This is a genomic window from Cupriavidus pinatubonensis, assembly GCF_019602855.1.
Taxonomy (GTDB): Bacteria; Pseudomonadota; Gammaproteobacteria; order Burkholderiales; family Burkholderiaceae; genus Cupriavidus; species Cupriavidus pinatubonensis.
The window spans coordinates 898,929-923,210 of sequence record NZ_CP080766.1 but is presented as its reverse complement, the minus strand read 5'-3'; the positions used below and the strand labels follow the sequence as shown (position 1 = coordinate 923,210).

The 24,282-nt window shown below is 63.2% G+C and carries 24 protein-coding genes; 7 read left to right on the top strand and 17 right to left on the bottom strand.

Annotated features, from left to right (window positions below; translation table 11 throughout):
- Positions 1-62 precede the first annotated feature (62 nt).
- A complete protein-coding gene (locus K2O51_RS04165) occupies positions 63-1,088 on the bottom strand; it encodes a putative 2-aminoethylphosphonate ABC transporter substrate-binding protein (protein WP_140948804.1) in 1,026 nt (341 codons plus the stop codon).
- Positions 1,089-1,260: 172 nt separating this feature from the next.
- On the opposite strand from K2O51_RS04165, the gene K2O51_RS04160 reads away from it, so the two are divergent.
- From K2O51_RS04160 to ald, 4 genes are all read left to right on the top strand, one after another.
- Complete coding sequence (locus K2O51_RS04160; RefSeq protein WP_011301980.1) at positions 1,261-1,950, top strand: phosphonate utilization associated transcriptional regulator; 690 nt, start codon at positions 1,261-1,263, stop codon at positions 1,948-1,950.
- Between the two features lie 29 nt (positions 1,951-1,979).
- A complete protein-coding gene (gene phnA, locus K2O51_RS04155; RefSeq protein ID WP_140948803.1) occupies positions 1,980-3,215 on the top strand; it encodes a phosphonoacetate hydrolase in 1,236 nt (411 codons plus the stop codon).
- A 99-nt stretch (positions 3,216-3,314) separates the two neighbouring features.
- Positions 3,315-4,757, top strand: a complete 1,443-nt coding sequence (phnY, locus tag K2O51_RS04150; RefSeq protein ID WP_011301982.1) for a phosphonoacetaldehyde dehydrogenase — start codon at positions 3,315-3,317, stop codon at positions 4,755-4,757.
- 52 nt (positions 4,758-4,809) lie between these two features.
- Positions 4,810-5,928 (top strand): alanine dehydrogenase, encoded by a 1,119-nt coding sequence (ald, locus tag K2O51_RS04145; RefSeq protein ID WP_140948801.1) that lies wholly within the window; start codon positions 4,810-4,812, stop codon positions 5,926-5,928.
- 77 nt (positions 5,929-6,005) lie between these two features.
- Here ald and fliR read toward each other — a convergent pair whose 3' ends face one another.
- From fliR to fliL, 7 genes are all read right to left on the bottom strand, one after another.
- Positions 6,006-6,791, bottom strand: coding sequence for a flagellar biosynthetic protein FliR (gene fliR, locus K2O51_RS04140; RefSeq protein WP_220630525.1), 786 nt, complete (start codon positions 6,789-6,791; stop codon positions 6,006-6,008).
- A gap of 30 nt (positions 6,792-6,821) precedes the next feature.
- Positions 6,822-7,091, bottom strand: a complete 270-nt coding sequence (gene fliQ / locus K2O51_RS04135) for a flagellar biosynthesis protein FliQ (RefSeq protein WP_011301985.1) — start codon at positions 7,089-7,091, stop codon at positions 6,822-6,824.
- 22 nt (positions 7,092-7,113) lie between these two features.
- A complete protein-coding gene (fliP, locus tag K2O51_RS04130) occupies positions 7,114-7,911 on the bottom strand; it encodes a flagellar type III secretion system pore protein FliP (protein ID WP_011301986.1) in 798 nt (265 codons plus the stop codon).
- A complete protein-coding gene (gene fliO, locus K2O51_RS04125; RefSeq protein ID WP_220630524.1) occupies positions 7,908-8,357 on the bottom strand; it encodes a flagellar biosynthetic protein FliO in 450 nt (149 codons plus the stop codon). The genes fliP and fliO overlap by 4 nt, the downstream gene beginning before the upstream one ends.
- Positions 8,354-8,782 carry a flagellar motor switch protein FliN gene (gene fliN / locus K2O51_RS04120; protein WP_011301988.1) on the bottom strand — a complete coding sequence of 143 codons (429 nt, stop codon included), beginning with the start codon at positions 8,780-8,782 and terminating at the stop codon, positions 8,354-8,356. Before fliN ends, fliO begins: the two co-directional genes overlap by 4 nt.
- Positions 8,775-9,788, bottom strand: a complete 1,014-nt coding sequence (gene fliM, locus K2O51_RS04115) for a flagellar motor switch protein FliM (RefSeq protein ID WP_011301989.1) — start codon at positions 9,786-9,788, stop codon at positions 8,775-8,777. The genes fliN and fliM overlap by 8 nt, the downstream gene beginning before the upstream one ends.
- 150 nt (positions 9,789-9,938) lie before the next feature.
- Positions 9,939-10,433: a flagellar basal body-associated protein FliL gene (gene fliL / locus K2O51_RS04110; RefSeq protein WP_041680375.1), complete on the bottom strand. Its 495-nt coding sequence runs from the start codon at positions 10,431-10,433 to the stop codon at positions 9,939-9,941.
- 449 nt (positions 10,434-10,882) lie between these two features.
- On the opposite strand from fliL, the gene acnB reads away from it, so the two are divergent.
- Positions 10,883-13,474, top strand: coding sequence for a bifunctional aconitate hydratase 2/2-methylisocitrate dehydratase (acnB, locus tag K2O51_RS04105; protein ID WP_220630523.1), 2,592 nt, complete (start codon positions 10,883-10,885; stop codon positions 13,472-13,474).
- Between the two features lie 599 nt (positions 13,475-14,073).
- Positions 14,074-14,931: an alpha/beta hydrolase gene (locus tag K2O51_RS04100; RefSeq protein WP_049796480.1), complete on the top strand. Its 858-nt coding sequence runs from the start codon at positions 14,074-14,076 to the stop codon at positions 14,929-14,931.
- Here the strand turns inward: K2O51_RS04100 and K2O51_RS04095 are convergent.
- The 7 genes from K2O51_RS04095 to K2O51_RS04065 all read right to left on the bottom strand — a co-directional run bounded on the left by K2O51_RS04095 (position 14,928) and on the right by K2O51_RS04065 (position 22,001).
- On the bottom strand, positions 14,928-15,200 hold the full coding sequence (locus K2O51_RS04095; RefSeq protein WP_011299591.1) for an XRE family transcriptional regulator: 273 nt from the start codon (positions 15,198-15,200) through the stop codon (positions 14,928-14,930). The two genes, K2O51_RS04100 and K2O51_RS04095, sit on opposite strands and share 4 nt — an antisense overlap.
- Before the next feature lie 233 nt (positions 15,201-15,433).
- Positions 15,434-17,035 carry a phytoene desaturase family protein gene (locus K2O51_RS04090; RefSeq protein ID WP_220630522.1) on the bottom strand — a complete coding sequence of 534 codons (1,602 nt, stop codon included), beginning with the start codon at positions 17,033-17,035 and terminating at the stop codon, positions 15,434-15,436.
- Between the two features lie 97 nt (positions 17,036-17,132).
- Complete coding sequence (locus tag K2O51_RS04085) at positions 17,133-17,657, bottom strand: flavin reductase family protein (protein WP_011299593.1); 525 nt, start codon at positions 17,655-17,657, stop codon at positions 17,133-17,135.
- Positions 17,658-17,730: 73 nt separating this feature from the next.
- Positions 17,731-19,020, bottom strand: coding sequence for a styrene monooxygenase/indole monooxygenase family protein (locus K2O51_RS04080; protein ID WP_140948794.1), 1,290 nt, complete (start codon positions 19,018-19,020; stop codon positions 17,731-17,733).
- A gap of 80 nt (positions 19,021-19,100) precedes the next feature.
- Positions 19,101-19,889, bottom strand: a complete 789-nt coding sequence (locus K2O51_RS04075) for an SDR family oxidoreductase (RefSeq protein ID WP_011299595.1) — start codon at positions 19,887-19,889, stop codon at positions 19,101-19,103.
- Between the two features lie 281 nt (positions 19,890-20,170).
- A complete protein-coding gene (locus K2O51_RS04070) occupies positions 20,171-21,277 on the bottom strand; it encodes an AraC family transcriptional regulator (protein WP_011299596.1) in 1,107 nt (368 codons plus the stop codon).
- A 145-nt stretch (positions 21,278-21,422) separates the two neighbouring features.
- On the bottom strand, positions 21,423-22,001 hold the full coding sequence (locus K2O51_RS04065) for a cysteine peptidase family C39 domain-containing protein (RefSeq protein WP_220630521.1): 579 nt from the start codon (positions 21,999-22,001) through the stop codon (positions 21,423-21,425).
- A gap of 447 nt (positions 22,002-22,448) precedes the next feature.
- On the opposite strand from K2O51_RS04065, the gene K2O51_RS04060 reads away from it, so the two are divergent.
- The gene (locus K2O51_RS04060) at positions 22,449-23,294 is read left to right on the top strand and encodes a glycosyltransferase family 2 protein (protein WP_011299598.1); all 846 of its coding nucleotides are present in this window, start codon (positions 22,449-22,451) and stop codon (positions 23,292-23,294) included.
- A gap of 95 nt (positions 23,295-23,389) precedes the next feature.
- Here K2O51_RS04060 and K2O51_RS04055 read toward each other — a convergent pair whose 3' ends face one another.
- The gene (locus K2O51_RS04055; RefSeq protein WP_011299599.1) at positions 23,390-23,581 is read right to left on the bottom strand and encodes a YjfB family protein; all 192 of its coding nucleotides are present in this window, start codon (positions 23,579-23,581) and stop codon (positions 23,390-23,392) included.
- A 234-nt stretch (positions 23,582-23,815) separates the two neighbouring features.
- Positions 23,816-24,241 (bottom strand): TOBE domain-containing protein, encoded by a 426-nt coding sequence (locus K2O51_RS04050; protein ID WP_011299600.1) that lies wholly within the window; start codon positions 24,239-24,241, stop codon positions 23,816-23,818.
- Positions 24,242-24,282 lie beyond the last annotated feature (41 nt).

The following is a 24,282-nucleotide window of genomic DNA, read 5'->3' as shown; positions in this document are numbered from 1 at the left end:
TGGCGATGGCGATGAGGGTAAAGACAGTACTGATGGGAGCGGCGCGCCCCCCCTCGCGTGGCTTACTTGGCTTCAGCCTTGCTGTCGTAGCGCTTGCTCCACTCGGCCAGGATGCGAGAGCGGTTCTTGGCGGCCCACTGGAAGTCGTTGCGGGCGAAGCGGCTTTCGTAGTTGGGCGGAATGCCGTCCAGTGGCTTGGCGACGCCGGGGTACGCCACCACGGCCCACCACGTGGCGCTGATCTGGTTCGCATCGCGGCTGGCCATCCAGTCGGCGAAGCGCCTGGCTTCCGGCAGCTTCTTGGTCGTCTTCATGATGCTCGTGGCCTCGATGTCCCAGCCGAGGCCCTCGGTTGGGAAGATCAGGTCGACCGGGGCACCGGACTTGCGCACCTGGTGGCCACGGAATTCGAACGAGATGCCGATCGGGAATTCGCCGGTCGCCGCCTGCTTGCACGGCTTGGAGCCGGAGTGCACATACTGGGCGATGTTCTCGTGCAGGCCGTCCATGTACTTCCAGCCATCGTTTTCTCCCCACATCTGCAGCCAGGCCGCCACGTCGAGGTAGCCGGTGCCGCTGGAGGCCGGATGCGGCATCGTGATACGGCCTTTATAGATCGGCTTGGTCAGGTCCTTCCAGCTCTCCGGCTTGGGCAGGCCCAGCTTCTGGGCCTCCACGCGGTTGAAGCAGATCGCGGCCGCCCAGACGTCCATGCCGACCCACTGCGGCGGCCGCGCGGTATCGGAATAGTTGGGACTCAGTTGCTGGAAACCCTTGGGCTCGTAGGCCTGCAACATGCCTTCCTGTGACAGCAGCACCAGGCTGCTCGCCGCCAGCCCGGCTACCACATCCGCCTGCGGATTGGCCTTTTCGGCCAGCAGGCGCGCGGTCACGATGCCGGTGGAGTCACGTACCCAGCGCACTTCAATATCCGGATTGGCTTTCTCGAAGCCGTCCTTGTAGAGCTTCATCGCGTCCGTTTCCAGCGCTGTGTAGACCGTGAGGGTGATCTTTTGCTGCGCGGAAGCGCTGCCAGCCGTGCATACCAGCGCGGAAGCGCAAAGCGCCATGGCGAGTGAGTGTTTCATGCTCTGTCTCCTGTTAGTCAGATCTGTTGTCTGCACTACGGCCTTCCGCGGTGTGTCGTGCCGCACCCTGCGGTAAGATGAACTCAATGTAGAACGTAGTCTGAAGACTGTCAACGTAAGATTGAAAACTGTTGACAATCTACAGACAGGGAACTTTAATGGAGCCATGGGAATGACCGACGCCATCCAACTGTTGCGTTCAAGCTCGCTGCCGATGCTGGTGCAGGAGGAAATCGAACGCCTGATCATGACCGGCGAACTGCCACCGGGCACGCGTATCAACGAGAGCGATATCGCGGCGCGCTTTGGCACTAGCCGCGGTCCGATCCGTGAAGCGCTGCGCGCGCTGGAGGAAGCGGGGCTGGTCCGCAACGAGAAGAACCGCGGGGTCTTCGTGCGCGAGATTTCGGTGGAAGAGGCCGATGAGATCTATGAACTGCGCGAGGCCCTGGAGGAAATCATCGGCAAGCGGGTGGCGCAGCGCGTCAACCCGACGCTGGTCAGTGAACTGAACCAGCTGTTGGGCGCCATGGAAGACGTCGCCAACAAGAAAGAGGCGGCCGAGTACGCATCGCTGAACCTGCGGTTCCATGAACTACTGCTGCAACACGCGGGCAGCAACAAGCTCACCGAGACCTACCGGCGGCTCGTGAAAGAGTTGCACCTGTTCCGCATGCAGGCGCTGACCCAGGGCGGAGGGCTTGATGTGTCTGCCGACGAACACCGCGCGATCGTGGACGCCATTGTGGCGGGCAATGCCAGGCATGCCGGCGCCGCGCTGCGCGCACACGTGGCCGCCAGCCGCGTACGCATGCTCAAGGCGCACCGCAAGGTGCATCCGGAAAGCAACAACGAACCATGAGCTGACGCTCATCACCAAGGGGATTGGAAATGGGAACGACCAAGGCTGAACGCATTGAAGTCAACGGCAGGACCTACCGCTGGATGAACTGCCCGGTGGTCGTGGTATGCGTCGACGGCTGCGCACCAGAATATCTGCACGCGGCCACCGAAGCGGGCGTGGCACCTTTCCTGCGGAAGGTTATGCAGCACGGCACGAGCCTGCTGGGCGACTGCGTGATTCCCTCGTTCACCAACCCCAACAACCTGTCCATCGTCACAGGGGCGCCGCCGTCGGTCCACGGCATCTGCGGCAACTATTTCTTCGATCGGGAACTGGGCGCCGAAGTGATGATGAATGATCCCAAGTACCTGCGCGCCGGCACCGTGCTCGCGGCCTTCGCGAACGCCGGGGCGAAAGTGGCTGTGGTCACGGCCAAGGACAAGCTGCGCAAGCTGCTCGGCCATGGCATGACGGGAATCTGCTTCTCGTCGGAGAAGGCTGACCAGGTCACGCAGGAGGAAAACGGCATCACCGGCGTCGTGGAGATGGTGGGCATGCCGGTGCCGTCGGTCTACAGTGCGGCGCTGTCAGAGTTCGTCTTCGCGGCCGGCGTCAAGCTGATGGAGCGCGAGCGGCCCGACCTGATGTACCTGTCCACCACGGACTACGTACAACACAAGGCGGCTCCGGGCAGTCCGGCCGCCAACGCCTTCTACCAGATGATGGACGGCTACCTGAGCCAGCTCGACGCGCTTGGCGCCACGATCGTGCTGACTGCCGACCACGGCATGAACGACAAGCACGGCGCCACCGGCGAGCCCAACGTCATCTACCTGCAGGACCAGCTCGACAGCTGGTACGGCGAGGGCGCGGCCCGCGTGATCCTGCCCATTACCGATCCCTACGTGGTCCACCACGGCGCGCTGGGCTCGTTCGCGACCATCTATACGCCGGACGCCGAGAGCGCCGCCCGCTGGATTTCGCGGATCGCCGACATCGACGGCATGGAAAGCGTGCTGACCCGCCAGGAGGCCGCGGAGCGCTTCGGGCTGCCGCCAGACCGCATCGGCGACATCGTCGCGGTATCGCGGCAGAACGTCGTGATCGGCACATCGAAGTCCAGGCATGACCTGTCCGGACTTGACGCACCGCTGCGCTCCCACGGCGGGGTGTCCGAGCAAGTCGTGCCGCTGCTCTGCAATCGTTCAATGGTCGGCCTGCAGCCGGACCGCCGCCTGCGCAACTTCGACGCACTCGACCTCGCGTTGAATCACGCCGCCTGACGGCGGCTTCCAGCCTACCTGCCTGCTGTCCTGATACGCCCCTTGCGCAGGGGCGGGGGGACAGTCGCGCCTGCCGAACGAGATCAACAGGAGACAAACATGAGCACGCCAGCCACTTCCAACATCCGCCATGAAGCGCTGCGCATTGCCGGCGAAAAGGTCTATCGCGATCGCGTGATCGAAGTGACCTATCCCTACACCGGCGAAGTCATCGCCACCGTGCCGAAGGCCAATATCGAAGACGTGCGCCGCGCGCTGCGCATCGCGCACCAATACCGCTCGACGCTGACCCGCTACGAGCGCTATCGCATCCTGATGCGTGCCGGCGAGATCATCGCAAAGCGCAAGGAAGAGATCGCGACGCTGATTACGCTCGAATCAGGACTGTCGCTCAAGGACACGCTTTACGAAGTCGGCCGCGCTTCCGACGTGCTGCTGTTCGCCGCTAACCAGGCGCTCGTGGACGACGGCCAGGTCTTCTCATGCGATCTCACGCCCCACGGCAAGAGCCGCAAGGTCTATACGCTCAAGGAGCCGCTGCTGGGCGCCATCTCGGCTATCACGCCGTTCAATCACCCGCTCAATCAGGTGATCCACAAGGTGGCGCCGGCCGTGGCGACCAACAACCGCATGGTGCTCAAGCCGAGCGAGAAGACGCCGCTGGCCGCGTTCGCGCTGGCCGACATCCTCTATGAGGCCGGCTTGCCCCCGCAGATGCTGTCGGTGGTCACCGGCGATCCGCGCGAGATTGCCGACGAGCTGCTGACCAGCCAGTACGTGGATCTGGTGACCTTTACCGGCGGCGTGTCGATCGGCAAGTACATCGCGGCCAAGGCGGCCTACAAACGCCAGGTGCTGGAACTGGGCGGCAACGATCCGATCATCGTAATGGAAGACGCCGACCTGGAGGAAGCCGCCACGCTGGCAGCGGGCGGCTCGTACAAGAACTCCGGCCAGCGCTGCACGGCGGTGAAGCGGATGCTGGTGCAGGAGTCCGTGGCCGACCGCTTTGTCGAGTTGCTGGTGGCCAAGACGCAGGAAGTGAAGTACGGCGACCCGCTGGACCCGGCAACCGATATGGGCACGGTGATCGACGAGGCCGCGGCCATCCAGTTCGAGTCCGTCGTGAATGCCGCCATCGCCGGCGGCGCGCGCCTGCTGGCTGGCCACACGCGCGACGGCGCACTTTACGCGCCGACCGTGCTCGATCACGTGGACCCGGAAATGGCCGTGGTCAGGCACGAGACCTTTGGCCCGGTTTCGCCGGTGATCCGCTTCAAGGATATCGACGACGCCATCCGGATTTCCAACGGCACGGCCTACGGGCTGTCGTCGTCGGTCTGCACCAACCGTCTCGACTACATCACGCGCTTTATCCGCGAATTGCAGGTGGGCACAGTCAATGTCCGCGAAGTCCCGGGCTACCGGCTCGAGATGACGCCGTTTGGCGGCATCAAGGACTCGGGGCTGGGCTACAAGGAAGGCGTGCTCGAAGCAATGAAGAGCTTCTGCAATACCAAGACCTACTCGCTGCCCTGGTAAGACAGCAGCGCCACCGTACCGGATTTGCATACCATTCAAACAGGAGACAGCAATGAGGATCGGAGTACCGAAGGAAATCAAGAATCATGAGTATCGCGTCGGCCTGACGCCATCGTCTGTGCGCGAGATGACGGCACACGGCCACCACGTGCTCGTACAGACGACGGCTGGCGCCGGCATCGGCGCAAGCGATGCCGATTACCGCAAGGCCGGCGCCACCATCGTCGACACGGCGCAGGAGATCTTCGCCAAGGCGGAAATGATCGTGAAGGTCAAGGAGCCGCAGGCCAACGAGCGCGCCATGCTGCGCGAGGGGCAGATTCTCTATACCTACCTGCACCTGGCGCCGGATCCGAACCAGTGCGCTGACCTCGTCCGCAGCGGCGCGGTGTGCATCGCCTACGAGACCGTCACCCAGGCGGGCGGCGGGCTGCCGCTGCTGGCGCCCATGTCTGAGGTCGCGGGCCGCATGTCGGTGCAGGCCGGAGCGCACTGCCTGGAGAAGGCGCGCGGCGGCATGGGCGTGCTGCTGGGCGGCGTGGCGGGCGTGGAGCCGGCCAAGATCGTGATTCTCGGTGGCGGCGTGGTGGGCAGCAACGCGGCGCAGATCGCCGTGGGCACCGGCGCCCACGTAGTGGTGATTGACCGCAATATCGACGTGCTGCGGCGCATGGACCGTCTGCTCGGCGCCCGTGTGACGACGGTCTACTCCAACCAGGACAACGTCGAGCGCCACGTGCTGTCGGCCGATCTCGTCATCGGCGGCGTGCTGATTCCTGGCGCGGCCGCGCCCAAGCTGGTCACGGCCGGCATGGTGGACGCGATGAAGCCGGGGTCGGTCATCGTGGATGTGGCGATCGACCAGGGCGGCTGCTGCGAGACTGCCAAGGCGACGACACATGCGGAACCGACCTATCTGGTCGGCCAGGTGCTGCACTACTGCGTCGCGAATATGCCCGGCGCGGTGCCGCGTACCTCGACCTACGCACTCAACAACGCCACGCTGCCATTCGCGCTGCAGATCGCGGACAAAGGCTGGAAGGCGGCATTGGCGGACAACCCGCATCTTGCCAACGGCCTGAACGTGGCGTTCGGCATGGTGACATGCAAGGAGGTCGCGCACGATCTTGGCTATGAATGCCACGATGCTGCGAAACTGCTGGCGCATTGAGTGGGTGGCGAACGAATCGGTCCCTGTGAGGAGATCGCGTCCCGCCATGTCCGGCGGGACGGTCCGCCACGCGCGCATTAGCGCGCGAACTGGCTCAGCACCGTGTTCACCGCGTCCAGTCCCGCTTCGATCATGTGCTGCATGTAGCTGCCCATCTGCGGCATCACCAGCGCCAGCACGAGCAGACCGCCCGACAGCGTGACCGGGAAGCCGACCGCGAAAATCGACAGCTGCGGCGACGCGCGGTTCAGAACGCCCATGGCAAGGTTCAGCGTCAGCAGCGCGGCAATCATCGGTAGCGCGAGCAGCAGCCCCGACGAGAACACCATGCCGCCTGCACGCGCTACCGCGTGCCAGCCTTCGCCCGACACCGGCGTGGCGCCGATAGGCAATCCCTGGAAGCTGTCGACGAGCGCGCCAAGCATCAGCAGGTGGCCATCCATGGCCAGGAACAGCAGCACAGCGATGATATTGAGGAAGCGCGCCAGCACCATGGTCTGGCCGCCGGCGGCGCGGTCGAAGAACGAGGCGAAGCCCAGACCCATCTGCATGCCGATGATTTCGCCGGCCTGCTGCACGATCGCAAATACCAGCCGCATGGTGAAGCCGGTAGCCAGTCCGATGCCAACTTCGTTGAGGATGATGATCAGGCCTTCCCACGAGTAGACCGGCACCACGGGCAGGTTGCCGAGCGTGGGCGAAACCACCATCGCGGTGATGGCGGCCAGCCCAACCTTGACGCGGCCAGGGATGGTGGATTCACCGAACAGCGGCGCCGTGCCGATCAGCGCGAGCAGCCGGAAGAACGGCCACAGGAAGGTCGCGATCCAGCCATAGAGCTGCGCGTTGGTGACTTCGATCACGGCAGGATGCGGATTGCGACGAGGACAGCGTCAGTGCGCCATCGCAGGAATGCTCTGGAGGACTTCACGCATGTAGTCCACCATGGTGTTGATCATCCACGGGCCGGCCAGCACCAGCGTGGCGAACAGCGCGACCAGCTTCGGAATGAAGGTCAGCGTCATTTCGTTGATCTGGGTGGCGGCCTGGAACAGGCTCACCACCAGACCGGCGGCAAGCGCCACCAGCAGCGGCGGCGCCGCCAGCATCAACGTCATCTTCATCGCGTGGGTCGCGATGGTCATTACGGTTTCCGGAGTCATGGCCAGGTTCAGTCGGGGCGGGTCAATTCATGAAGCTCTGCGCGAGCGAGCCCAGCAGCAGCTGCCAGCCATCCACGAGCACGAACAGCATCAGCTTGAACGGCAGCGAGATCGTGGCGGGCGGCACCATCATCATGCCCATCGCCATCAGCACGCTGGCGACGACGAGGTCGATGATCAGGAACGGAATAAAGATGGTGAAGCCGATCTGGAATGCGGTCTTGAGTTCGCTCGTGACGAACGCGGGAACCAGGATGCTCATCGGCACCTCTTCGGGGCCCTGCATTTCAGGCGCCTTTGCCATCTGCGCGAACATGGCGAGATCCTTCTCGCGGGTCTGCTTGAGCATGAAACCCTTGAGCGGCTCGGCTGCCTTGGCCATCGCGGTCTCGAGGCTGATCCTGTTTTCGGACAGCGGCTTGTACGCGTCGTTGTAGACCCGGTCGAGCACGGGGCTCATCACGAAGAATGTCAGGAACAGCGACAAGCCCACCAGCACCTGGTTCGGCGGCGACGATGCCGTGCCGAGCGCGTTGCGCAGCAGGCCCAGCACGATGACGATGCGGGTGAAGCCGGTCATCATCAGCACGGCCGCCGGCAGGAAGCTTAGCGAAGTCAGCAGGACCAGCGTCTGGATCGACAGCGACCAGATCTGGCCGCCCCCCGGGCCGGGTTTGCTGGTCACGCCGGGCAGTGCCTGTGCCAGCACGGGTGCCGGCGCGAGCGCCAGTGCCAGCACGGCCACCAGTAGCGCGCTGCCGATGGCCAGCGCACGGAATTGCGTCTTGCGCCGCGGTGTGGCGGCGCGCTCGGTGTTCATGACTTGAAGTTTTCCTGCATCGAGCGCAGCAGCTTTTCGGCAAAGCTGCCGCCGGAAGTCTTGCCGCCGGGGCCGGACGGCGCCGATGGCGTCGCCTGTCCTGCCGGCATGCTGTGCAAGGTGCGGATTTCACCAGCGCTCACGCCGAGCACCAGCCAGGTGTCGCCCACCTCGACCAGCACCAGCCGCTGGCGTGCGCCAAGCATGGTGCTGCCGATCACCTTCATCATGCCTTGCGGGCCGTGGCGCACCAGGCCCGCGCGGCGCGCCACCCAGGCCAGGCCCAGGATCAGCGCAATGACGCCAAACAGCCCGAGCCCGGCCTGGGCCAGGCTGCCCGCGCCGCTGATGGCGGGCCCGTTGCCTTCGGCGGCATGCGCCAGGCACGGCGCCGCCACCGCCGCGAGCGGCAGGACGGCGCGCCGCAGGCGGGCGACGGCGTTCATTTGTTGAGCTTGCGGATGCGTTCGGACGGCGTGATGATGTCCGTCAGGCGAATGCCGAACTTGTCGTTCACCACCACCACCTCACCCTGCGCAATCAGGTAGCCGTTGACCAGCACGTCCATCGGCTCGCCGGCCAGGCCGTCCAGTTCCACCACGGATCCCTGCGCAAGCTGTAGCAGGTTCTTGATGGGCACCTTGGTGCGGCCAAGCTCGACCGTGAGCTGTACCGGGATATCGAGGATCATCTCGATATCGTTCTGGAAGCCGCTCGGTGCTTCCTTGGCCAGCGGCGGGAAAACGGTGGCGGCGGCCGGGATGGCGGCCGCTACCGGGGCTTCGGCCGCAGTGGCGCTGGTCTGTTCCGCCAGCGCGCTGGCCCAGTCGTCCATCGGATCGACCGGCTTGTCCTCGATGCCGTCAGTCATGATCGGTTTCCTTGTTGGAATCGCTGTCTTGGTGATTGATCATTCGCTCTACCCGCAGCGCGTACTGGCCATTGATCGTGCCGAATCCGCATTGCATGACGGGCACGCCGTTCACCTTGCCGAACACGTGCTCCGGCAGCTCGATCGGCAGCACGTCGCCGGCGCGCAGCGCCAGGACTTCCGCGACGGTGCTTTGCACGTGCGTGAACTCGGCCACGACTTCCACATCGGCCGCGCGCAACTGCGTGGACAGTTTCGCGAGCCAGCTCTTGTCGACCTCCTTCTCGTCCTGCAGCGGATTCATCAGCAGGTCCTTGAGCGGCTCGATCATGGCGTAGGGCAGGCAGACATGCAGCTGTCCGCCCACGGCGCCGAGTTCGATGTGGAAGGCGGTGGTGATCACGGCCTCATTGACCGTGGCGACGTTTGCAAACTTGGTGTGCATCTCCGAGCGGACGTATTCGGTCTCGATCGGATACACGGTGCGCCAGGCATTGCCGTAGCTGGTCAGCGTCATCTCCAGCATGCGCTGGATAATGCGCTGCTCGGTCTGGGTGAAGTCACGGCCTTCCACGCGGGTGTGGAAGCGGCCGTCGCCTCCGAACAGGTTGTCGACCACCAGGAACACCAGGTTCGGGTCGTACACGAATAGTGCCGTGCCACGCAGCGGCTTCATGTGGACCAGGTTCAGGTTGGTCGGCATCGGCAGGTTGCGCGCGAAATCGCCGAACTTCTCGATGCGCACGCTCCCCACGGTAATGTCCGCGCCACGGCGGATGAAATTGAACAGTGCAGTACGCAGCGAACGCGCAAAGCGCTCGTTGATGATCTCGAGCGTGTGCAGGCGCCCGCGGATCACGCGTTCCTGCGTAGCGAGGTTGTACGGGCGCACGCCGCCCTCGTCGGGCGCGGCGGGCTCGCTCGCCTTGGGCGTGTCCGCTTCGCCGGAAACGCCCTTGAGCAGCTCGTCTACCTCGTCCTGCGAGAGGAACTTGTCATAGGCCATCTGGTGTCCTGCCCCTTATGCTGCGGTGTGAATCGAACTGTCCATATCCGCGTCAGCGCGCACGGCGGCCCGCAAGCATGCGGGTGCGGTGGTGGCGTTGCTGGCAGGCGGATGGCAGTTTCATATCGGGTTGGCTGTCGGGGCAGGGGCTTACTGCACCACGAAGGAGGTGAACAACACGTCGAGCACGCGCTGCGGCGGCAGTCCTGTCGCGAACGGCTGATTGATCGCGTTGCGGATGTCATCGGCCAGCTTGCGCTTGCCTTCCACCGTGGCGAGATCCGCCGGTTGCCGGGCTGACAGCAGCAGCAGGATGCGGCTGCGGGCTTCGGGCAGGTACTGCGTCATGCGTGCCTGCGTGTCGGCGTCCGCCACTTTGAGCGACAGGCCGGTATGCAGGAAGCGATCGCCGTCCTCGCCCTTGAGGTTCACGGTGAAGGCGTCCAGCGGCACGAAGATGGGCGGCGGGATCACGGGCGCGGCCGGTGCGGCGGGTACCGCCGGCTGCCGGTTGCTCAGGATGCTGCCCAGCACGAATCCTCCGGCGCCCAGAGCCAGGATCAGCACGCCGCCGCCAATCAGCAGCATGCGGCCTCGCTTGCTTGAGGTGCCGCCAATCTGGGAAGGAGAAGCCGTGTTCGCCATGAGAAGCCTGTATCGGAATGCCTGCCATTCTTGCGGAATCGCAGGCCAGCAAAGGGCCGAAAAAAAGGGAGAAACCCTTTCAGCTTGGCCGTTTGAGCGGAAAGGGAGCAGGCATGGCTGCGCCAGCAGGCGTGCGGTGCACGCCTGCTGCATGGTTAACGCGTATTGCTCGCGGAACTTGAGTTGCCGGTGCGCGTCCGGCCCGCCCCCGATCGGCGTGAGTTTCCGGCCGGTGCCAAATAACTGGCGCCACCATCAATCCCCACTACACTACTCGGGTAGTCGATCATGCTGATCGACAGATTTGATGGTTTGTAAGTGGTTGTTAAGAAAGAGATTTTTATTTTTCACTCTTATATAAGATATAAGACATTTGACCGAGGCGGCGCTTCCGACTACAATCGCGACGTCAACGGAATTTCTACAACCCAATTACTAAGCAGGTTCCCATGCTTGAAAACTATCGCGCCCATGTTGCCGAACGCGCCGCGCTTGGCATTCCTCCGCTGCCGCTGTCGGCAAAGCAGACCGCCGAGCTGGTCGACCTGCTGAAGAACCCGCCGGCCGGCGAAGAACAGGTCCTGGTCGACCTGATCACCAACCGCGTGCCTGCCGGTGTGGATGACGCCGCCAAGGTCAAGGCTGCCTTCCTGGCCGCCGTTGCCCAGGGCAAGGACAGCTGCAAGCTGATCTCGCGCGCCAAGGCGACCGAACTGCTGGGCACCATGCTCGGCGGCTACAACATCGCCCCGCTGATTTCGCTGCTGGCCGATGCCGAAGTCGGCACCGTCGCCGCTGATGCGCTCAAGAAGACCCTGCTGATGTTCGACGCCTTCCACGACGTCAAGGAACTCGCAGACAAGGGCAACGCCAACGCCAAGGCCGTGCTGCAGAGCTGGGCCGACGCCGAGTGGTTCACGAGCCGCCCGGAAGTGCCGCAGAGCCTGACCATCACCGTGTTCAAGGTGCCGGGCGAAACCAACACCGACGACCTGTCGCCGGCTCCGGACGCCACCACGCGCCCGGACATCCCGATGCACGCGCTGGCCATGCTGAAGAACAAGCGTGAAGGCGCGGCGTTCCAGCCCGAAGAAGACGGCAAGCGCGGCCCGATCAAGTTCATCCAGTCGCTGGCCGAGAAGGGCAATCTGGTTGCCTACGTCGGCGACGTGGTCGGTACCGGTTCGAGCCGCAAGTCGGCCACTAACTCGGTACTGTGGTTCACCGGCGAAGACATCCCCTTCATCCCGAACAAGCGCTTTGGCGGCGTGTGCCTGGGCAGCAAGATCGCCCCGATCTTCTACAACACTATGGAAGACGCCGGCGCGCTGCCGATCGAGCTGGACGTGTCGCAGATGGAAATGGGCGACGTGGTGGAACTGCGCCCGTACGAAGGCAAGGCCCTGAAGAACGGTGAAGTGATCGCCGAGTTCAAGGTCAAGTCCGACGTGCTGTTCGACGAAGTCCGCGCCGGCGGCCGCATTCCGCTGATCGTCGGCCGTGGCCTGACCGCCAAGGCCCGCGAAGCGTTGGGCCTGGCCCCGTCGACGCTGTTCCGCCTGCCGCAGAACCCGGCCGACACTGGCAAGGGCTTCACGCTGGCCCAGAAGATGGTCGGCCGCGCCTGCGGCCTGCCGGAAGGCAAGGGCATCCGTCCGGGCACGTACTGCGAACCGAAGATGACCTCGGTGGGCTCGCAAGACACCACCGGCCCGATGACCCGCGACGAGCTGAAGGACCTGGCCTGCCTGGGCTTCTCGGCCGACCTGGTGATGCAGTCGTTCTGCCACACTGCGGCGTATCCGAAGCCGGTCGACGTCAAGACCCACCACACGCTGCCCGAATTCATTTCGACCCGCGGCGGTATCTCGCTGCGTCCGGGCGACGGCGTGATCCACTCGTGGCTGAACCGCATGCTGCTGCCCGACACCGTCGGCACGGGCGGCGACTCGCACACCCGCTTCCCGATCGGCATCAGCTTCCCGGCCGGTTCGGGCCTGGTCGCCTTTGCCGCTGCCACCGGCGTGATGCCGCTGGACATGCCGGAATCGGTGCTGGTCCGCTTCAAGGGCAAGATGCAGCCTGGCGTGACCCTGCGTGACCTGGTCAACGCGATCCCGCTGTACGCAATCAAGCAAGGCCTGCTGACCGTGGCCAAGCAAGGCAAGACGAACATCTTCTCGGGCCGCATCCTCGAAATCGAAGGCCTGCCTGACCTGAAGGTCGAGCAAGCGTTCGAACTGTCAGATGCTTCCGCCGAGCGTTCGGCCGCCGGTTGCTCGGTGCACCTGAACAAGGAACCGATCATCGAATACATCAACAGCAACATCACGCTGCTGAAGTGGATGATCGCCCAGGGCTACCAGGACCCGCGCAGCCTGCAGCGCCGCATCGAAGCCATGCAAGCATGGCTGGCCAAGCCGGAACTGCTGGCTCCGGATGCCGACGCCGAATACGCTGCCGTGATCGAGATCGACCTGGCCGACATCCATGAGCCAATCGTGGCTTGCCCGAACGATCCGGACGACGTGAAGACGCTGTCGGACGTGGCTGGCGCCAAGATTGACGAAGTGTTCATCGGTTCGTGCATGACCAACATCGGCCACTTCCGTGCCGCTTCGAAGCTGCTGGAAGGCAAGCGCGACATCCCGGTCAAGCTGTGGGTGGCCCCGCCGACCAAGATGGACCAGAAGCAGCTGACCGAAGAAGGCCACTACGGCGTGTTCGGCACGGCCGGTGCGCGTACCGAAATGCCGGGCTGCTCGCTGTGCATGGGTAACCAGGCACAGGTGCGCGAGGGCGCGACGGTGATGTCGACCTCGACCCGCAACTTCCCGAACCGTCTGGGCAAGAACACCAACGTGTACCTGGGTTCGGCCGAACTGGCCGCGATCTGCTCGCGTCTGGGCAAGATCCCTTCGAAGGAAGAGTACATGGCCGATATTGGCGTCATTAACCAGAATGGCGACAAGATCTACAAGTACATGAACTTCGACCAGATCGAGGACTTCAAGGAAGTCGCTGATGGCGTGAACCTGTAAGGTTCTCCGCGGCACCCCGACGCCACCACCACCAATGGCGCCCCCTGTTTTCGGGGGCGCCATTGGCGACAACGGATGCATAGTCGGGTGTGAGAATTTTGCCTTGGGCAACCCTTGTGGTTGCCCTTTGTTTTTTATTCAGCCGAAGATCTGCTCTCGTCGGACAGTCTCCTAGCGTGCCGGTGCCGAAGGGCTGCGCGTGTCGCGCTCGGACCGCGGTGCCGGGTACTGGTCATCGCTGCTTGGGATTGGCTGACGAGGCGGAGGCGGCGTCGCAGTGGTATCTCGCGGAACGCCTTCGCAGCCGCCGAGAGCGAGCGCCACCCCAAGGAGAATCGCGGGTCCAACCATCGCGGCGCCCAGGACGTGACAAGCGCGAAACACCTGGCGGCGGGACTGGGACATGGCAAGGCTCCTCCTGTTCGTTCTGTCGAAAGTTTAGGCGAACCGTCCTGTCTTCGCCTTACTCTTGCAGCGGGCTACCCTCATAGGCCGGTACTGGCGTACCATCATCGACGGACTCGTCGTTTGAGAACCTTCGCTTTCCGACGATGCCGCAAGTTAGCGCATGACGCATGACGTTAGCAAAGGCTCTTCCTATGCAAGTTCGGCTGGCCTTAAGAAGAACGCCGCTCATTGCCGCGCTGATCTACTGCGTGATTCTGGTGTGGATGTATGTGCGCCAGGATCACTTCATCTATTTCCCGGTGACGGCCGACGAGTCACTGTGGCGGGAAAAGGCGGTAGAAGCCAAAGCCCGGATCATTCCAGGCTTGAATGCGATCGTGGTGGAGCCTCCGGTCGTTGATGCATCGACGAAAACAGCGCTCTTCTTTCACGGAAACGACGGCAATGCCTTCGAGCGGCTCAGCCTGGCCAAGGTCTTCAACACCAGAGGGTACCGGCTTGTTCTGGCCGAGTATCCCGGCTTTGGCCCCAATCGGGGAAAGCCTTCGCAGGCCACCATTGTTCCCTCTGCGATGGCTTTGATGCGCGAGATTTCCCAGCGCTGGCCCGGCCGCGTGACACTTGTGGGCGAGTCTTTGGGAAGTGGCGTGGCGGCGCAAGTTGCAGCGGCCATGCCAGAGCGTGTTGACAGGCTGGTGCTGATTACGCCGTTCTCCAGCCTGCGAGAGACAGCGGCTCGGAAAATGTGGTTTATCCCGGTCCGCCTGCTATTGAAGTCTCCGTTCGATTCCAGCGTGGCGCTTGCGAACTATCACGGGCTTTCCGCCGTTCTGGTAGCCGGTCAGGACGAGTTGGTGGGCCCTCAGGCGGGACTGGCACTTCAAAAACAACTCGCCAGCCGGGGATCATCCACGCTACTCGTGTTGCCCACGGCGACACACAATACCTGGATATCCGGCATGACAGACGCGCATTGGGACCAGCTGCTCATGGCTCGTACTGCGATAAGTTCCGCTCCCCTGATGCCTCTCCAGGCGACCGGCCGCTAGCGGTTCTTCAACTGCAAGGGGAAGCTCAGGCGATCAAGCCAAGCGAGCAGCTCCGCCGCCCGAAAAGACTGGAGTTTCCCGCAAAGCGCCAGGAGCAGATCTGATTGCGACGTCCCGAGCATGGCGGCGGCGTCCGACAGCGTCAGTCCGGCACACCGAATCCGATCGGTGATGTCCTTCACGATTCCCGCCTTGAGGGGGATTTCTTCGGCGTCCTCGAAGCCAAGCTGTACATAAACATTGCTCGGTCCATACTCGAAGCGGAACATCGGGGCTACCTCTTTATCCTTTGCTGACCACGCCTTGCTGCGCCTGCACGATGGTGGTTGAGGGCGCGATTATTAGGGTAAGGCACGGTCAGGACAATCTCGGGGAAACACCGAGGGGTTGCGAGGCTGTCCGATCTCTGCGCGTCATCATGGTGACACACGGGACAAGCGAGGATCCTTTGAGCGCCGACTCACTCCGTTGGTCCTGTCTGGTCGTCTCCTGTCAGAGCTTTTCATGTTCGGTTTGATTTCGCCCGCTTCCGTGCCAGCGCATTGGCGACGTGGTAGCCGGACGTACCGCCAAGCCCCGGCCCCGGATGGGTAGAGGCGCCGATGTGGTGCAAATGTTTAACCGGCGTTGCATGATTCCTGGCGCCCCGAAGCGGCCGCCAGACCATGAACTGATCAATGCTGCATTCGCCGGAATAAGGATCGCCGCCGACGAGATTGATGTTCATCGCTTCGAGGTCCGCGGGCGACAGGACAGTCCGACCGACGATGCTTGCCTTCAGGTTGGGCACCTGACGCGCAATGCGGTCGATGATCCGGTCGGCGTAGCGCTCTCTGATTTCCGGTGTCCAGCGGCCGTCCGCCGGGGCGTCGATTTCTCCCAAGGCATCGCCTTTGATCGTGCGCGGGCACTCGGGGACCTGGATCCAGAGCACCCAGCCGCCAGCCGGGCTCCGGGACGGGTCAACTGCGCAAGGCTGCGCCACACAGATCGTGCCTTCGGCCGGAAGCAGTCCGCGCTCCGCTTCGCTGACTGCCCTGGAGACGCCGTCCAGACCCGAGGTAAGGTGCAGGTAGATGACGTTCCGCAAATGCGCGTGGGGCCAGTCCGGCGGGGCTGACAACGACAGGTGGATCTGCATATTGCCCTTGCCATACCGATATTCCGCCGCTTGCTGCCGCAGGGCTGGTGGAACATGCGCGGGGGCCAGCAGCTTGCCGTAGAGCTGCCCGGGCGTGACGTTGCAGATGATCTCCTTGCCCATGAATACGCGATCGTCCCGCGTCCGTACGCCGCGCGCCGAGCCGTTTTCGACCAGGACGTCCTCGACGTCGGCATTGACGTGGAAAGCACCGCCGTGGCTTTCCACGATTTGGCGGAATGCCTCCACAGTGCGGGCATTTCCACCCTGGACGATCGGAAGTCCCACCGCCTCCAGGCTGAACGCGACCACTTTACCCATCAGCGCGGACATGGCGCTCTCCGGACCAAGGCCGGTATGCAATACCCAGGGCGCCAGCAGCGCCCGGACCAGGTCGGACCGGATGCGGGTCTCCAGCCAGCTCCGGCAACTCATCAGTGCAGGGGAAAAGAAGGCGACCGTGTCATGCACACCCTGCTTCCAGAGGCGGCCGGCCACCGTCTTTGCTACATCGGCACTCCACAGTTCGTTGCCGAGCAGCGAGAACACGAGGCCGGCATTCTGCTCGACCTCCTGCATGGCGGCCAGATAGGCATCGCCGTCGCCGCTTGCCAGGGCATTGAAGGCGCTGACATTGCGCTCGCGGGACGTAGCCAGAATCAGCGAGCGATTGTCGGGCAGCAATACGCCTGTGGGCGTGTCGTTATTGGCATAGCTGAGTCCCGCCTGATGGAGATCGTCCTTCAGCTCCGCATAGCCGGGCGACGTGACGAACAGCGGGTGTGCCGTGGACAACGTATCGTGCAGGTAGCCCGGTGCGTGCAGGGCCTCGGTGCGAATGCATCCGCCCAGCGTGCTGTTGCGTTCGAGCACGCAGACGCGCTTGCCGCGCCGCGCCAGGACGGCAGCGCAGACAAGCGAATTGATACCACTGCCGACAATCACGGCGTCATAGGTTGACATGGATGATCCCGGGGGCAAGGATAAGAAGGGGCAGGGCAATGCGTCTGGTGGCTGCATTGGCCTGCAGTCGGCCTGCGCGCACGGCCGCGCGTGGCATTCAGGCCGCTGCGACCTGTTCGCTGCGGATGCGTTCTGCAAGGTCGGTGAGCGAGTTGGCGGCGCGGGTATAGCTGCCCTGATAGAAGAGCAGGGATTCGCGGTCCGATGTGTCGAAATGATGGACCTCGCCAATGAATATGATGTGGTCGCCGCCGTCGTACTGCTGTGCGTTGCGGCACTGGAAGACCGCTGCGCAGCCTGGCAGAACAGGGGCTCCCCCGATACCGTCGGTGCACGAGATTCCAGCGAACTTGCCGTCCGTACCGCGCGCAAAGCGGTTCGAGACGTCTTCCTGATCGGACGCCAGGACGTGGATCACGAAACTGCCGGACTTGCGGAATGCCTCGAGGCTGTATGACTTTTTTGCGAGGCTCCACAGCACCAGGCGCGGCTCCAGGGATACCGAGCTGAAACTGTTGACAGTCACGCCCCACGGTTCGCCATCGGCGGTACGGGTTGTGACGATGGCTACGCCAGTGGCGAAGCGGCCGAGGGCATTCCGAAACCCGCGAGCATCGGTCATGGTTGTCTCCTGTGGCCTGCTGCCGCCATGAGGGCGCAAGCAGGCGACTTGTTCTGGTGGGGCGGTGATGTATTCAGGCGGCCCGGGACTGGGACGCTTGTGCGATCCAGGCGTCGGTGGCGTCTTCGTCGAACCAGTAGCTGCCGTAGTCGCGCGGATCGTTGAAGCCGTTGGCTATGCGCTGGGCGACGCGCGGCGCGTGCTGCGCGGTGGCCAGCAGCCTGACGATGTGGTCCGGCGGCGGGAACAGCAATGAGTTGGTCCAACGGATCACAGGCTCTGCGTAGCTCTCGTAAAGGCCGTCGAAGGTGGATTGCATCCAGGCCTTGTCGAAGGGTTTGTCAGTGTTGCGCAGGATGGCGTCGAAATAGTGCAGGGCGCCCTTGGTCGCGTTATTGGAGCCTTGCCCCGTGATCGGATCATTGACCATGACGGCGTCGCCGAGGCCCATCACAATCCGGCCGGAGGGCAGCGTAAGGGTGGGATTACGCACGGTCGGCGTGACACGCCCGCTCAGGATGCCATTCGCATCGGTGAGCTGGACATTGGCGCACCGTTCGATTTCCCAGGGAAGGTAGTCGCGCAGGATACCCAGGCAAACGTCCAGATGCTGGTCGGCAGATTTGACATCCGCCCAGCGGTCCATGGGACCGCCCGGAATGGCTTCGAAGACCATGATGTCACAGGCCTGCGTTTCGCTGCTGCCCTTGGTGGTGAGGGCTGGGAACACGAAATACTCGCCAACGCCGGGAATCAGGTTGAAATTGACGCATTCGAACGGGCCGCTGCGCTCCATCCCCGTCACGTATGCGAGTGCCAGTTGGCGTTGCGGTTGGCGAACGGGAGAGCGCGCATCATTGCGGGTCAGCAGGTTGACGATCTCGCCCTTGCCGCCGGCCAGCAGGACCAGATCATGGCTTTCGCTCAATGCTTCGAGCTGGGGAATTTCGACGTTCTCGATACGCAGATCTCCGCCGCGACGCTCGAACTCCGCCATCCATCCGGGCATCTTGACGCGCTGGTCCACCGACTGTGCATAGGCATTCAGGCGAGCACGCCAGTGGATGGCCATCTCGCCCTTGCCATCGGAAGTCGGGATCGTCAGCCCAATGCCGTTCACGCTGGGGCACTGCGATTCCCACTGGTTCATCCCGAAACTGCGCTCGATCTGGAGCGCCTGGTCGAATATGCACTGCGATGACATCACCTTGCCGCTCCAGACTTCTTCTGCGGTTCGGTTGGTCACCAGCGTGACCGCATAACCTTGATGGAGCAAGGCGCATCCGAGCAACAGGCCGGCCTGGCCTGCGCCGACGATGGCAATCTTGCGCGGCGTGATCTTGGCAAAGGAATGGGTTGTCATGTGTGTCTCCAGTGGGGGCTTGTCTTTGTCTGACGCTTGGGCACGATCCGGACGCCCGCGCGGCGATTCATCTGGCGCTGCTACGCCATGAGGCGTTGGATGGCGGCATGCCGGCCTTCCGGTCCCAACGCGCCATAGCCGCCATCACACGCGTAGTCGGTACCGGTGACGAACGCGGCTGCGTCGGACAGCAGGAACAGGACAACCTGCGCAACTTCTTCGGGCTTGCCGAGGCGTCCGAGCGGATGGAAGTCGGCGGCGACACTGTCGGCCTTTGCCTTGTCGCCGCCGCTGAGAGCGCTGATGACCGAGGACCACGTCCATCCCGGCGAAACCGAGTTCACGCGAATATTGTCCGGGGCCAAGTCAAGCGCCGCGCTGCGGGTGAACTGCTGCATCGCGGCCTTGCTGATCGGATACAGCCAACGCCCAGACTGCGCCACGCCGGCCGAGATCGAGGCAAAGTTCACGACCGCTCCGCCGCCGCGCTTCTTCATCTCCGGCACGCAGGCCTTGAGCATCATTGCCGCGCCGACGACATTGACGTTGTAGGAATCCAGCCACTGCTCCCGGGTGGAATCGGCGCCATTGTCCACATACGTGCAGGCACAGTTGATAAGCAGGTCGATGCCGTGAAATGCCTCGACGGTCCGGGTGATACAGGTCGCGATGTCCGCATCGCTGGTGACGTCCACCGCGGCAAATCGGCAACGCGACGGATGACGCTGCGCAATCTGATTGCCACCTGCCTGGTCGATGTCAACGACAACAACGTTCGCGCCTGCCGAAATCAGGGCCGAAACCACCGCCTCGCCAATCATCGTTGCACCGCCGGTCACGATGGCCGTCTTGCCTTCCATGCCTTGCATGTCTGTCTCCGCTTGTTTTCTGGCTTGTACGTCGCCATGTGGAAGGTAGTTTGGTTTAGCGATGACGAGGTTGCTATCCGGAATCCGCTGGCCTGATATCCGGATTGCGCGCCTTTGCCGACAGCAGGGATGTCGGGCGGAAAGGTGTGGGCGGGGAGGTGGGCGGGATGCAGGCAGACAGGCAGAAAGAAGAGGGCCACCTGGCAGACAGCTCGCCCGCCGGTGCTAGTGTGCGGCGTGCGCTGCCCTATTGTCGTATCAACGACGCAGACCGATGCCTCTCAACGCCGCGTATCGCCGGAAGGGCGTTCCGTCGCCTCGCCACGCAAAGTCGCCGAGGGAGAAACGCCGAAGCGCTGCTTGTAATAGGCCGCAAAGCGGCCCAGATGCGTAAAGCCAAACCGATATGCGATATCCGTGATGGAGGCGTGCTCGGCTCCCGCTGCGGCGATCAGTGCTTGTCGCACCCCGTCCAGCCTGACGTCGCGCAGATATCCAACCGGCGTGGTATTGAGATGACGTCGGAAGCCTTCCTCCAGTGCCCGGACACTGACGCACGCGATCTGCGCCAGATCTGCCACCGTCAGGGGCGTTTCCGCATTCGCGTGGACGTAGTCGATGACCCGCTGCATATGACGCGGCCTGGCCGGTTCGGCGCTGCGCGCGAGGAGATAGGTGTAGGTGTGCGGCTGAAGCAGCAGCAGTGTCCGCAAGAGATAGTCTTCCATCGAAGCCACCGCTGCGGGAAACGCGAGCCAGTGCGTGCCGTGCTGATCGATATTCCGTGCGAGGTCGAGCACAGCCTGCGTCCAGGGGCTGGCAAGACCTGCGTGCTGGGGCAGCGACGGATCGAAGGCGAGCGAGCCCACGGGGTCGCGCCCTGTCAACAAGGCGAAGCGGTGCTCCATTGCCGCCTTCTCTATCCAGAGCAACACTTGCGCGCAGTCCTGGTGCCAGTGCATTCGCGTGGGGGTGTCCGGGCTGAGCAAACTGGCTGTCCTGACGTCAGACACCAGGCTTTGCGCGCCACACTGGATGTCTGCATGGCCTGCGACAGGAATCTGCGCCAGGTAAAAGTTGCCCAGCCGGCCCGGGTCGATGTCTACGTCCGCACCGTACGACAGGAAATTGATAGCGGTGTCATGCAGCTTTACCAGGTTGTGCTGGACGCGCAGATGCTGCGTCGCACCAACGACGCGAAGCACGTGCGGGCAAAACACCGCCGCAACCTTGCCCTGCGTTTCCTCGACATCCTTGGAGCGAAACAAGGGATAGTGGGCGAGCAGATCCGGAAACGCGTCTTGTTCGATGCTTTGACGGGGCGGCATTGCGTCGGAATGTTCGAGGGCTGTCTGTATCGTTGGAGCCTGCGAGGATGATCGCCGCATTCCGGGCTTAGGACAATCATAATTTAAGACTAAATAATTCCAAAATCATATTTGTGGCCGGGCTGACGGAGGGAATGGGATCACGGGAAAGATACGACATCAGCCCCCGATCGTGCGCGGACAAGTCTGCGGTGTGACGGCACGGCTAGCCGCCAGCGCCGGCAGCCTCTTCTACACGGTGCCTGCCCTGCAACCAAAGCACCTTGTGCGCCATGGCAACCAGTCGGTCCCAGGGGCTTGAACGGCGCATCGGTACACTTGTCGACCGGATCGGCGCCGGCGCCGTGTATGCCTGGGCGTGCGCTTGCGTCACAGGCTCCGCCAGGACGGCGTACCGACTGTACTCGGCCAGCAACGCTTCCCGTTCGACTTCTTGCACCCCACCGCCCCAGCCCGGCAGTGCAACCAGGAAGCGCCCATACCCACGACGCTCCAGCAATACGCAAGGCCTTCCCTTTCGCAGCAGCAGGATCGCGGGCAGTACGCTGTCCGCGATGTCGTCGAGCCCCATTTCAACCAGCTCGGTTGACCAGCCGGCATTTGCCGCTGCCGAGCCAAGGAACTCCAATGTGAGGCGGTGCCCTTCGCGTGACAGTGCCTTCACCAGGGCGGCTGGCGAAACCGGGCACTGCCATGTCCGGTTAATGATCAACAAGCAGCCCAGAAACGGATCATCCGCGCCCGACGGATATTTCGCCGGATTTCGCACCGGCGTTCCAGCCATGCCTGACTCCGGCGCCTTGCATAAGGTTGCCTCCGCAGGCTCGCACGGCTCGCAGTCGCTCTGATTCATGTTTCCCCCGGTTTTTGTGGCGTCGTTGTTTCAGGCAAGCGTATGCCACGAGGCACTCTGTTCCCATCATTCAGACAGGGGAATGCAGGTTGATTCGACTTTGAAACAGGTGCGGAAATCAGTCGCTCCAGCCGCAGCGAGGACGGTGAAAACAGCCGGGAGCCGACCTGGGGCCGAGTAGGTGCTGTACCGTCCTCCTTGTCAGGCGGTGCGGGTTCGTGTGCCAGCGAATTGAGGCCGTTTTGACCCTGTGACGTCCGAATTGGCGCGGGTGCGTGGCACATAAGATAGGGCCGCACACCATCGGGCCCTTGTTTGCCGCCGGCCCTCTCCAACCATGAACCGGCCCGCCAACGCGCGCGCGAAAGCGGGAATGCAATGAAAATCGCCGTCACCTCCATTCAGCGCGACCGCAATCCCTGGATTGTCGAATGGCTGGCCTTCCATATGCTGGTGGGCTTCAACCAGTTCTACATTTACAGCCACAAGTGCCGCGACGGTATGTCCGATACGCTGCTGAAGCTGACCCAGCGGTATCCCATCCAGGTCTACGGGCTCGAATCGGATGACAAGCCGCAGCTCGCGGCCTACCACCATGCCTGGAATACGCACGGCCAGGACGTCGACTGGATGGCGTTTATCGACGGCGATGAATTCCTCTTTCCGACGGCACAATCCAGCATGGCCGAAGCGCTGGCGCCGTATGCCGGCAAGCCGCTGTCGGCACTGGCGGTGTACTGGATGTGCTATGGCAGCAGCGGCCATATCGAAGAGCCCGCGGGCCTGATCATGGAGAACTACACGCGCCACAGCGCCCGTTCGTTCCAGGACAACCGCCATATCAAGTCCATCGTGCGGGGCGGGCAGCAGATCGAGATTGCGAGTTCGCACCTGTTCCGGACGCCGCACGGGACGTATGACGAGCAGATGCGCCTGATCACGGACCCGATCATCCGCGACAACCCCGATGCGCAACCGTCCTGGGACAAGTTCCGCATCAACCATTACAGCGTGCAGAGCTACTCGTTCTTCAAGCAGACCAAGCAGAACATGGGCGCGGCGGACTTCAATGCTGCGTACGTCCGGCCGGACGAGTGGTTCCACAAGTACGACCGCAACGAGTGTGATGACGGGGTGTCGTATAACTTCCTGGTCCGGCTCAAGCTGAAGGTGAGGGAACTCGAGGCCGCCATCGAAGAAGTCTCCCTGCAGCAAGCCGCCTGACAGGCGCTGGCACTCGCAGCAAAGAAGAAGGCCCCGCAAATGCGGGGCCTCCTTGCATATTGGCGGTGTCGCGCCTGCAACGCCGCGGTTCGGGCTCAGACCTTCACGTCAACGTTCTGGCCAAGATGGGGCGGGTTGCTGGCCACCGGTGCCGCGGCAGCGGCCGTCTGCACCAGGCTGGCCACGCTCTGGGCCTGCAGGTCCAGCGTCTTGCGCAGCATCAGCAGCGATACCGGGTCCGAGCCCGGATCGGCGGCATTGAGCGCGCTGACAATGGATGTGCTCATGTTTTCAGTTCCTGAAAAAGGTTTAGGGATAAGGGGCGTCCCTGGCATCGCGGCCGGGATGCCCGCATCCTGGTTTTCGTACGGAATCCTTTCCACCTTGAGCACCATCTCGCATCGCGGGATTTCCGCTGGCGCCGTGCGTGTTACCTACCGCAGCGAACGGAGACCGCGAATGCGCCGTGCGGACAGCGACGATCACGATCATCATCGCTAGCCCTTCTTTCCGATAACGCCTTAATCCACCGCCACGATCACGCTCGAAGCCTTGAAGACGGCCACGGCTGCCTTGCCCAAGGCGAGCCCCAGCCGGTCGCTGCTGCTGTTCGTGATGATCGCGGAAATCGCCAGGCCCTTGTCGTCGGTGATGGTCACGTCGGTATTGACCGCGCCTTTCTTGATATCGGTAACTTTGCCGCTGACCGCGTTGCGTGCCGACACCTTGCTGGCATCCACATCGACCATGACGATCACGGACGTGGCCTTGACCATCGCGGCCGCTTTCTTGCCGGGGGCGAGCGCGAGCCGCGTGGCGCTTTCGCTGGTCACCGTGGCGACGATCTCCTGGCCGCCGGCCAGACGCAGGATGACTTCATCATTGACCGCGCCGTGGCGGGCCAGGGCGACTTCGCCGGAGAAGTGATTGCGTGCGCTGGTGATCATGGTGTGACTTCCTTGTTCATTCGGATTGACCGGGATCGGCG

Bases quoted from the DNA above. Each gene is read 5' to 3' on its own strand.
- K2O51_RS04165 (WP_140948804.1), bottom strand. From the start codon at position 1,088: ATGAAACACTCACTCGCCATGGCGCTTTGCGCTTCCGCGCTGGTATGC.
- K2O51_RS04160 (WP_011301980.1), top strand. From the start codon at position 1,261: ATGACCGACGCCATCCAACTGTTGCGTTCAAGCTCGCTGCCGATGCTG.
- phnA (WP_140948803.1), top strand. From the start codon at position 1,980: ATGGGAACGACCAAGGCTGAACGCATTGAAGTCAACGGCAGGACCTAC.
- phnY (WP_011301982.1), top strand. From the start codon at position 3,315: ATGAGCACGCCAGCCACTTCCAACATCCGCCATGAAGCGCTGCGCATT.
- ald (WP_140948801.1), top strand. From the start codon at position 4,810: ATGAGGATCGGAGTACCGAAGGAAATCAAGAATCATGAGTATCGCGTC.
- fliQ (WP_011301985.1), bottom strand. From the start codon at position 7,091: ATGACTCCGGAAACCGTAATGACCATCGCGACCCACGCGATGAAGATG.
- fliP (WP_011301986.1), bottom strand. From the start codon at position 7,911: ATGAACACCGAGCGCGCCGCCACACCGCGGCGCAAGACGCAATTCCGT.
- fliO (WP_220630524.1), bottom strand. From the start codon at position 8,357: ATGAACGCCGTCGCCCGCCTGCGGCGCGCCGTCCTGCCGCTCGCGGCG.
- fliN (WP_011301988.1), bottom strand. From the start codon at position 8,782: ATGACTGACGGCATCGAGGACAAGCCGGTCGATCCGATGGACGACTGG.
- fliM (WP_011301989.1), bottom strand. From the start codon at position 9,788: ATGGCCTATGACAAGTTCCTCTCGCAGGACGAGGTAGACGAGCTGCTC.
- fliL (WP_041680375.1), bottom strand. From the start codon at position 10,433: ATGGCGAACACGGCTTCTCCTTCCCAGATTGGCGGCACCTCAAGCAAG.
- acnB (WP_220630523.1), top strand. From the start codon at position 10,883: ATGCTTGAAAACTATCGCGCCCATGTTGCCGAACGCGCCGCGCTTGGC.
- K2O51_RS04100 (WP_049796480.1), top strand. From the start codon at position 14,074: ATGCAAGTTCGGCTGGCCTTAAGAAGAACGCCGCTCATTGCCGCGCTG.
- K2O51_RS04095 (WP_011299591.1), bottom strand. From the start codon at position 15,200: ATGTTCCGCTTCGAGTATGGACCGAGCAATGTTTATGTACAGCTTGGC.
- K2O51_RS04090 (WP_220630522.1), bottom strand. From the start codon at position 17,035: ATGTCAACCTATGACGCCGTGATTGTCGGCAGTGGTATCAATTCGCTT.
- K2O51_RS04085 (WP_011299593.1), bottom strand. From the start codon at position 17,657: ATGACCGATGCTCGCGGGTTTCGGAATGCCCTCGGCCGCTTCGCCACT.
- K2O51_RS04080 (WP_140948794.1), bottom strand. From the start codon at position 19,020: ATGACAACCCATTCCTTTGCCAAGATCACGCCGCGCAAGATTGCCATC.
- K2O51_RS04075 (WP_011299595.1), bottom strand. From the start codon at position 19,889: ATGCAAGGCATGGAAGGCAAGACGGCCATCGTGACCGGCGGTGCAACG.
- K2O51_RS04070 (WP_011299596.1), bottom strand. From the start codon at position 21,277: ATGCGGCGATCATCCTCGCAGGCTCCAACGATACAGACAGCCCTCGAA.
- K2O51_RS04065 (WP_220630521.1), bottom strand. From the start codon at position 22,001: ATGGCTGGAACGCCGGTGCGAAATCCGGCGAAATATCCGTCGGGCGCG.
- K2O51_RS04060 (WP_011299598.1), top strand. From the start codon at position 22,449: ATGAAAATCGCCGTCACCTCCATTCAGCGCGACCGCAATCCCTGGATT.
- K2O51_RS04055 (WP_011299599.1), bottom strand. From the start codon at position 23,581: ATGAGCACATCCATTGTCAGCGCGCTCAATGCCGCCGATCCGGGCTCG.
- K2O51_RS04050 (WP_011299600.1), bottom strand. From the start codon at position 24,241: ATGATCACCAGCGCACGCAATCACTTCTCCGGCGAAGTCGCCCTGGCC.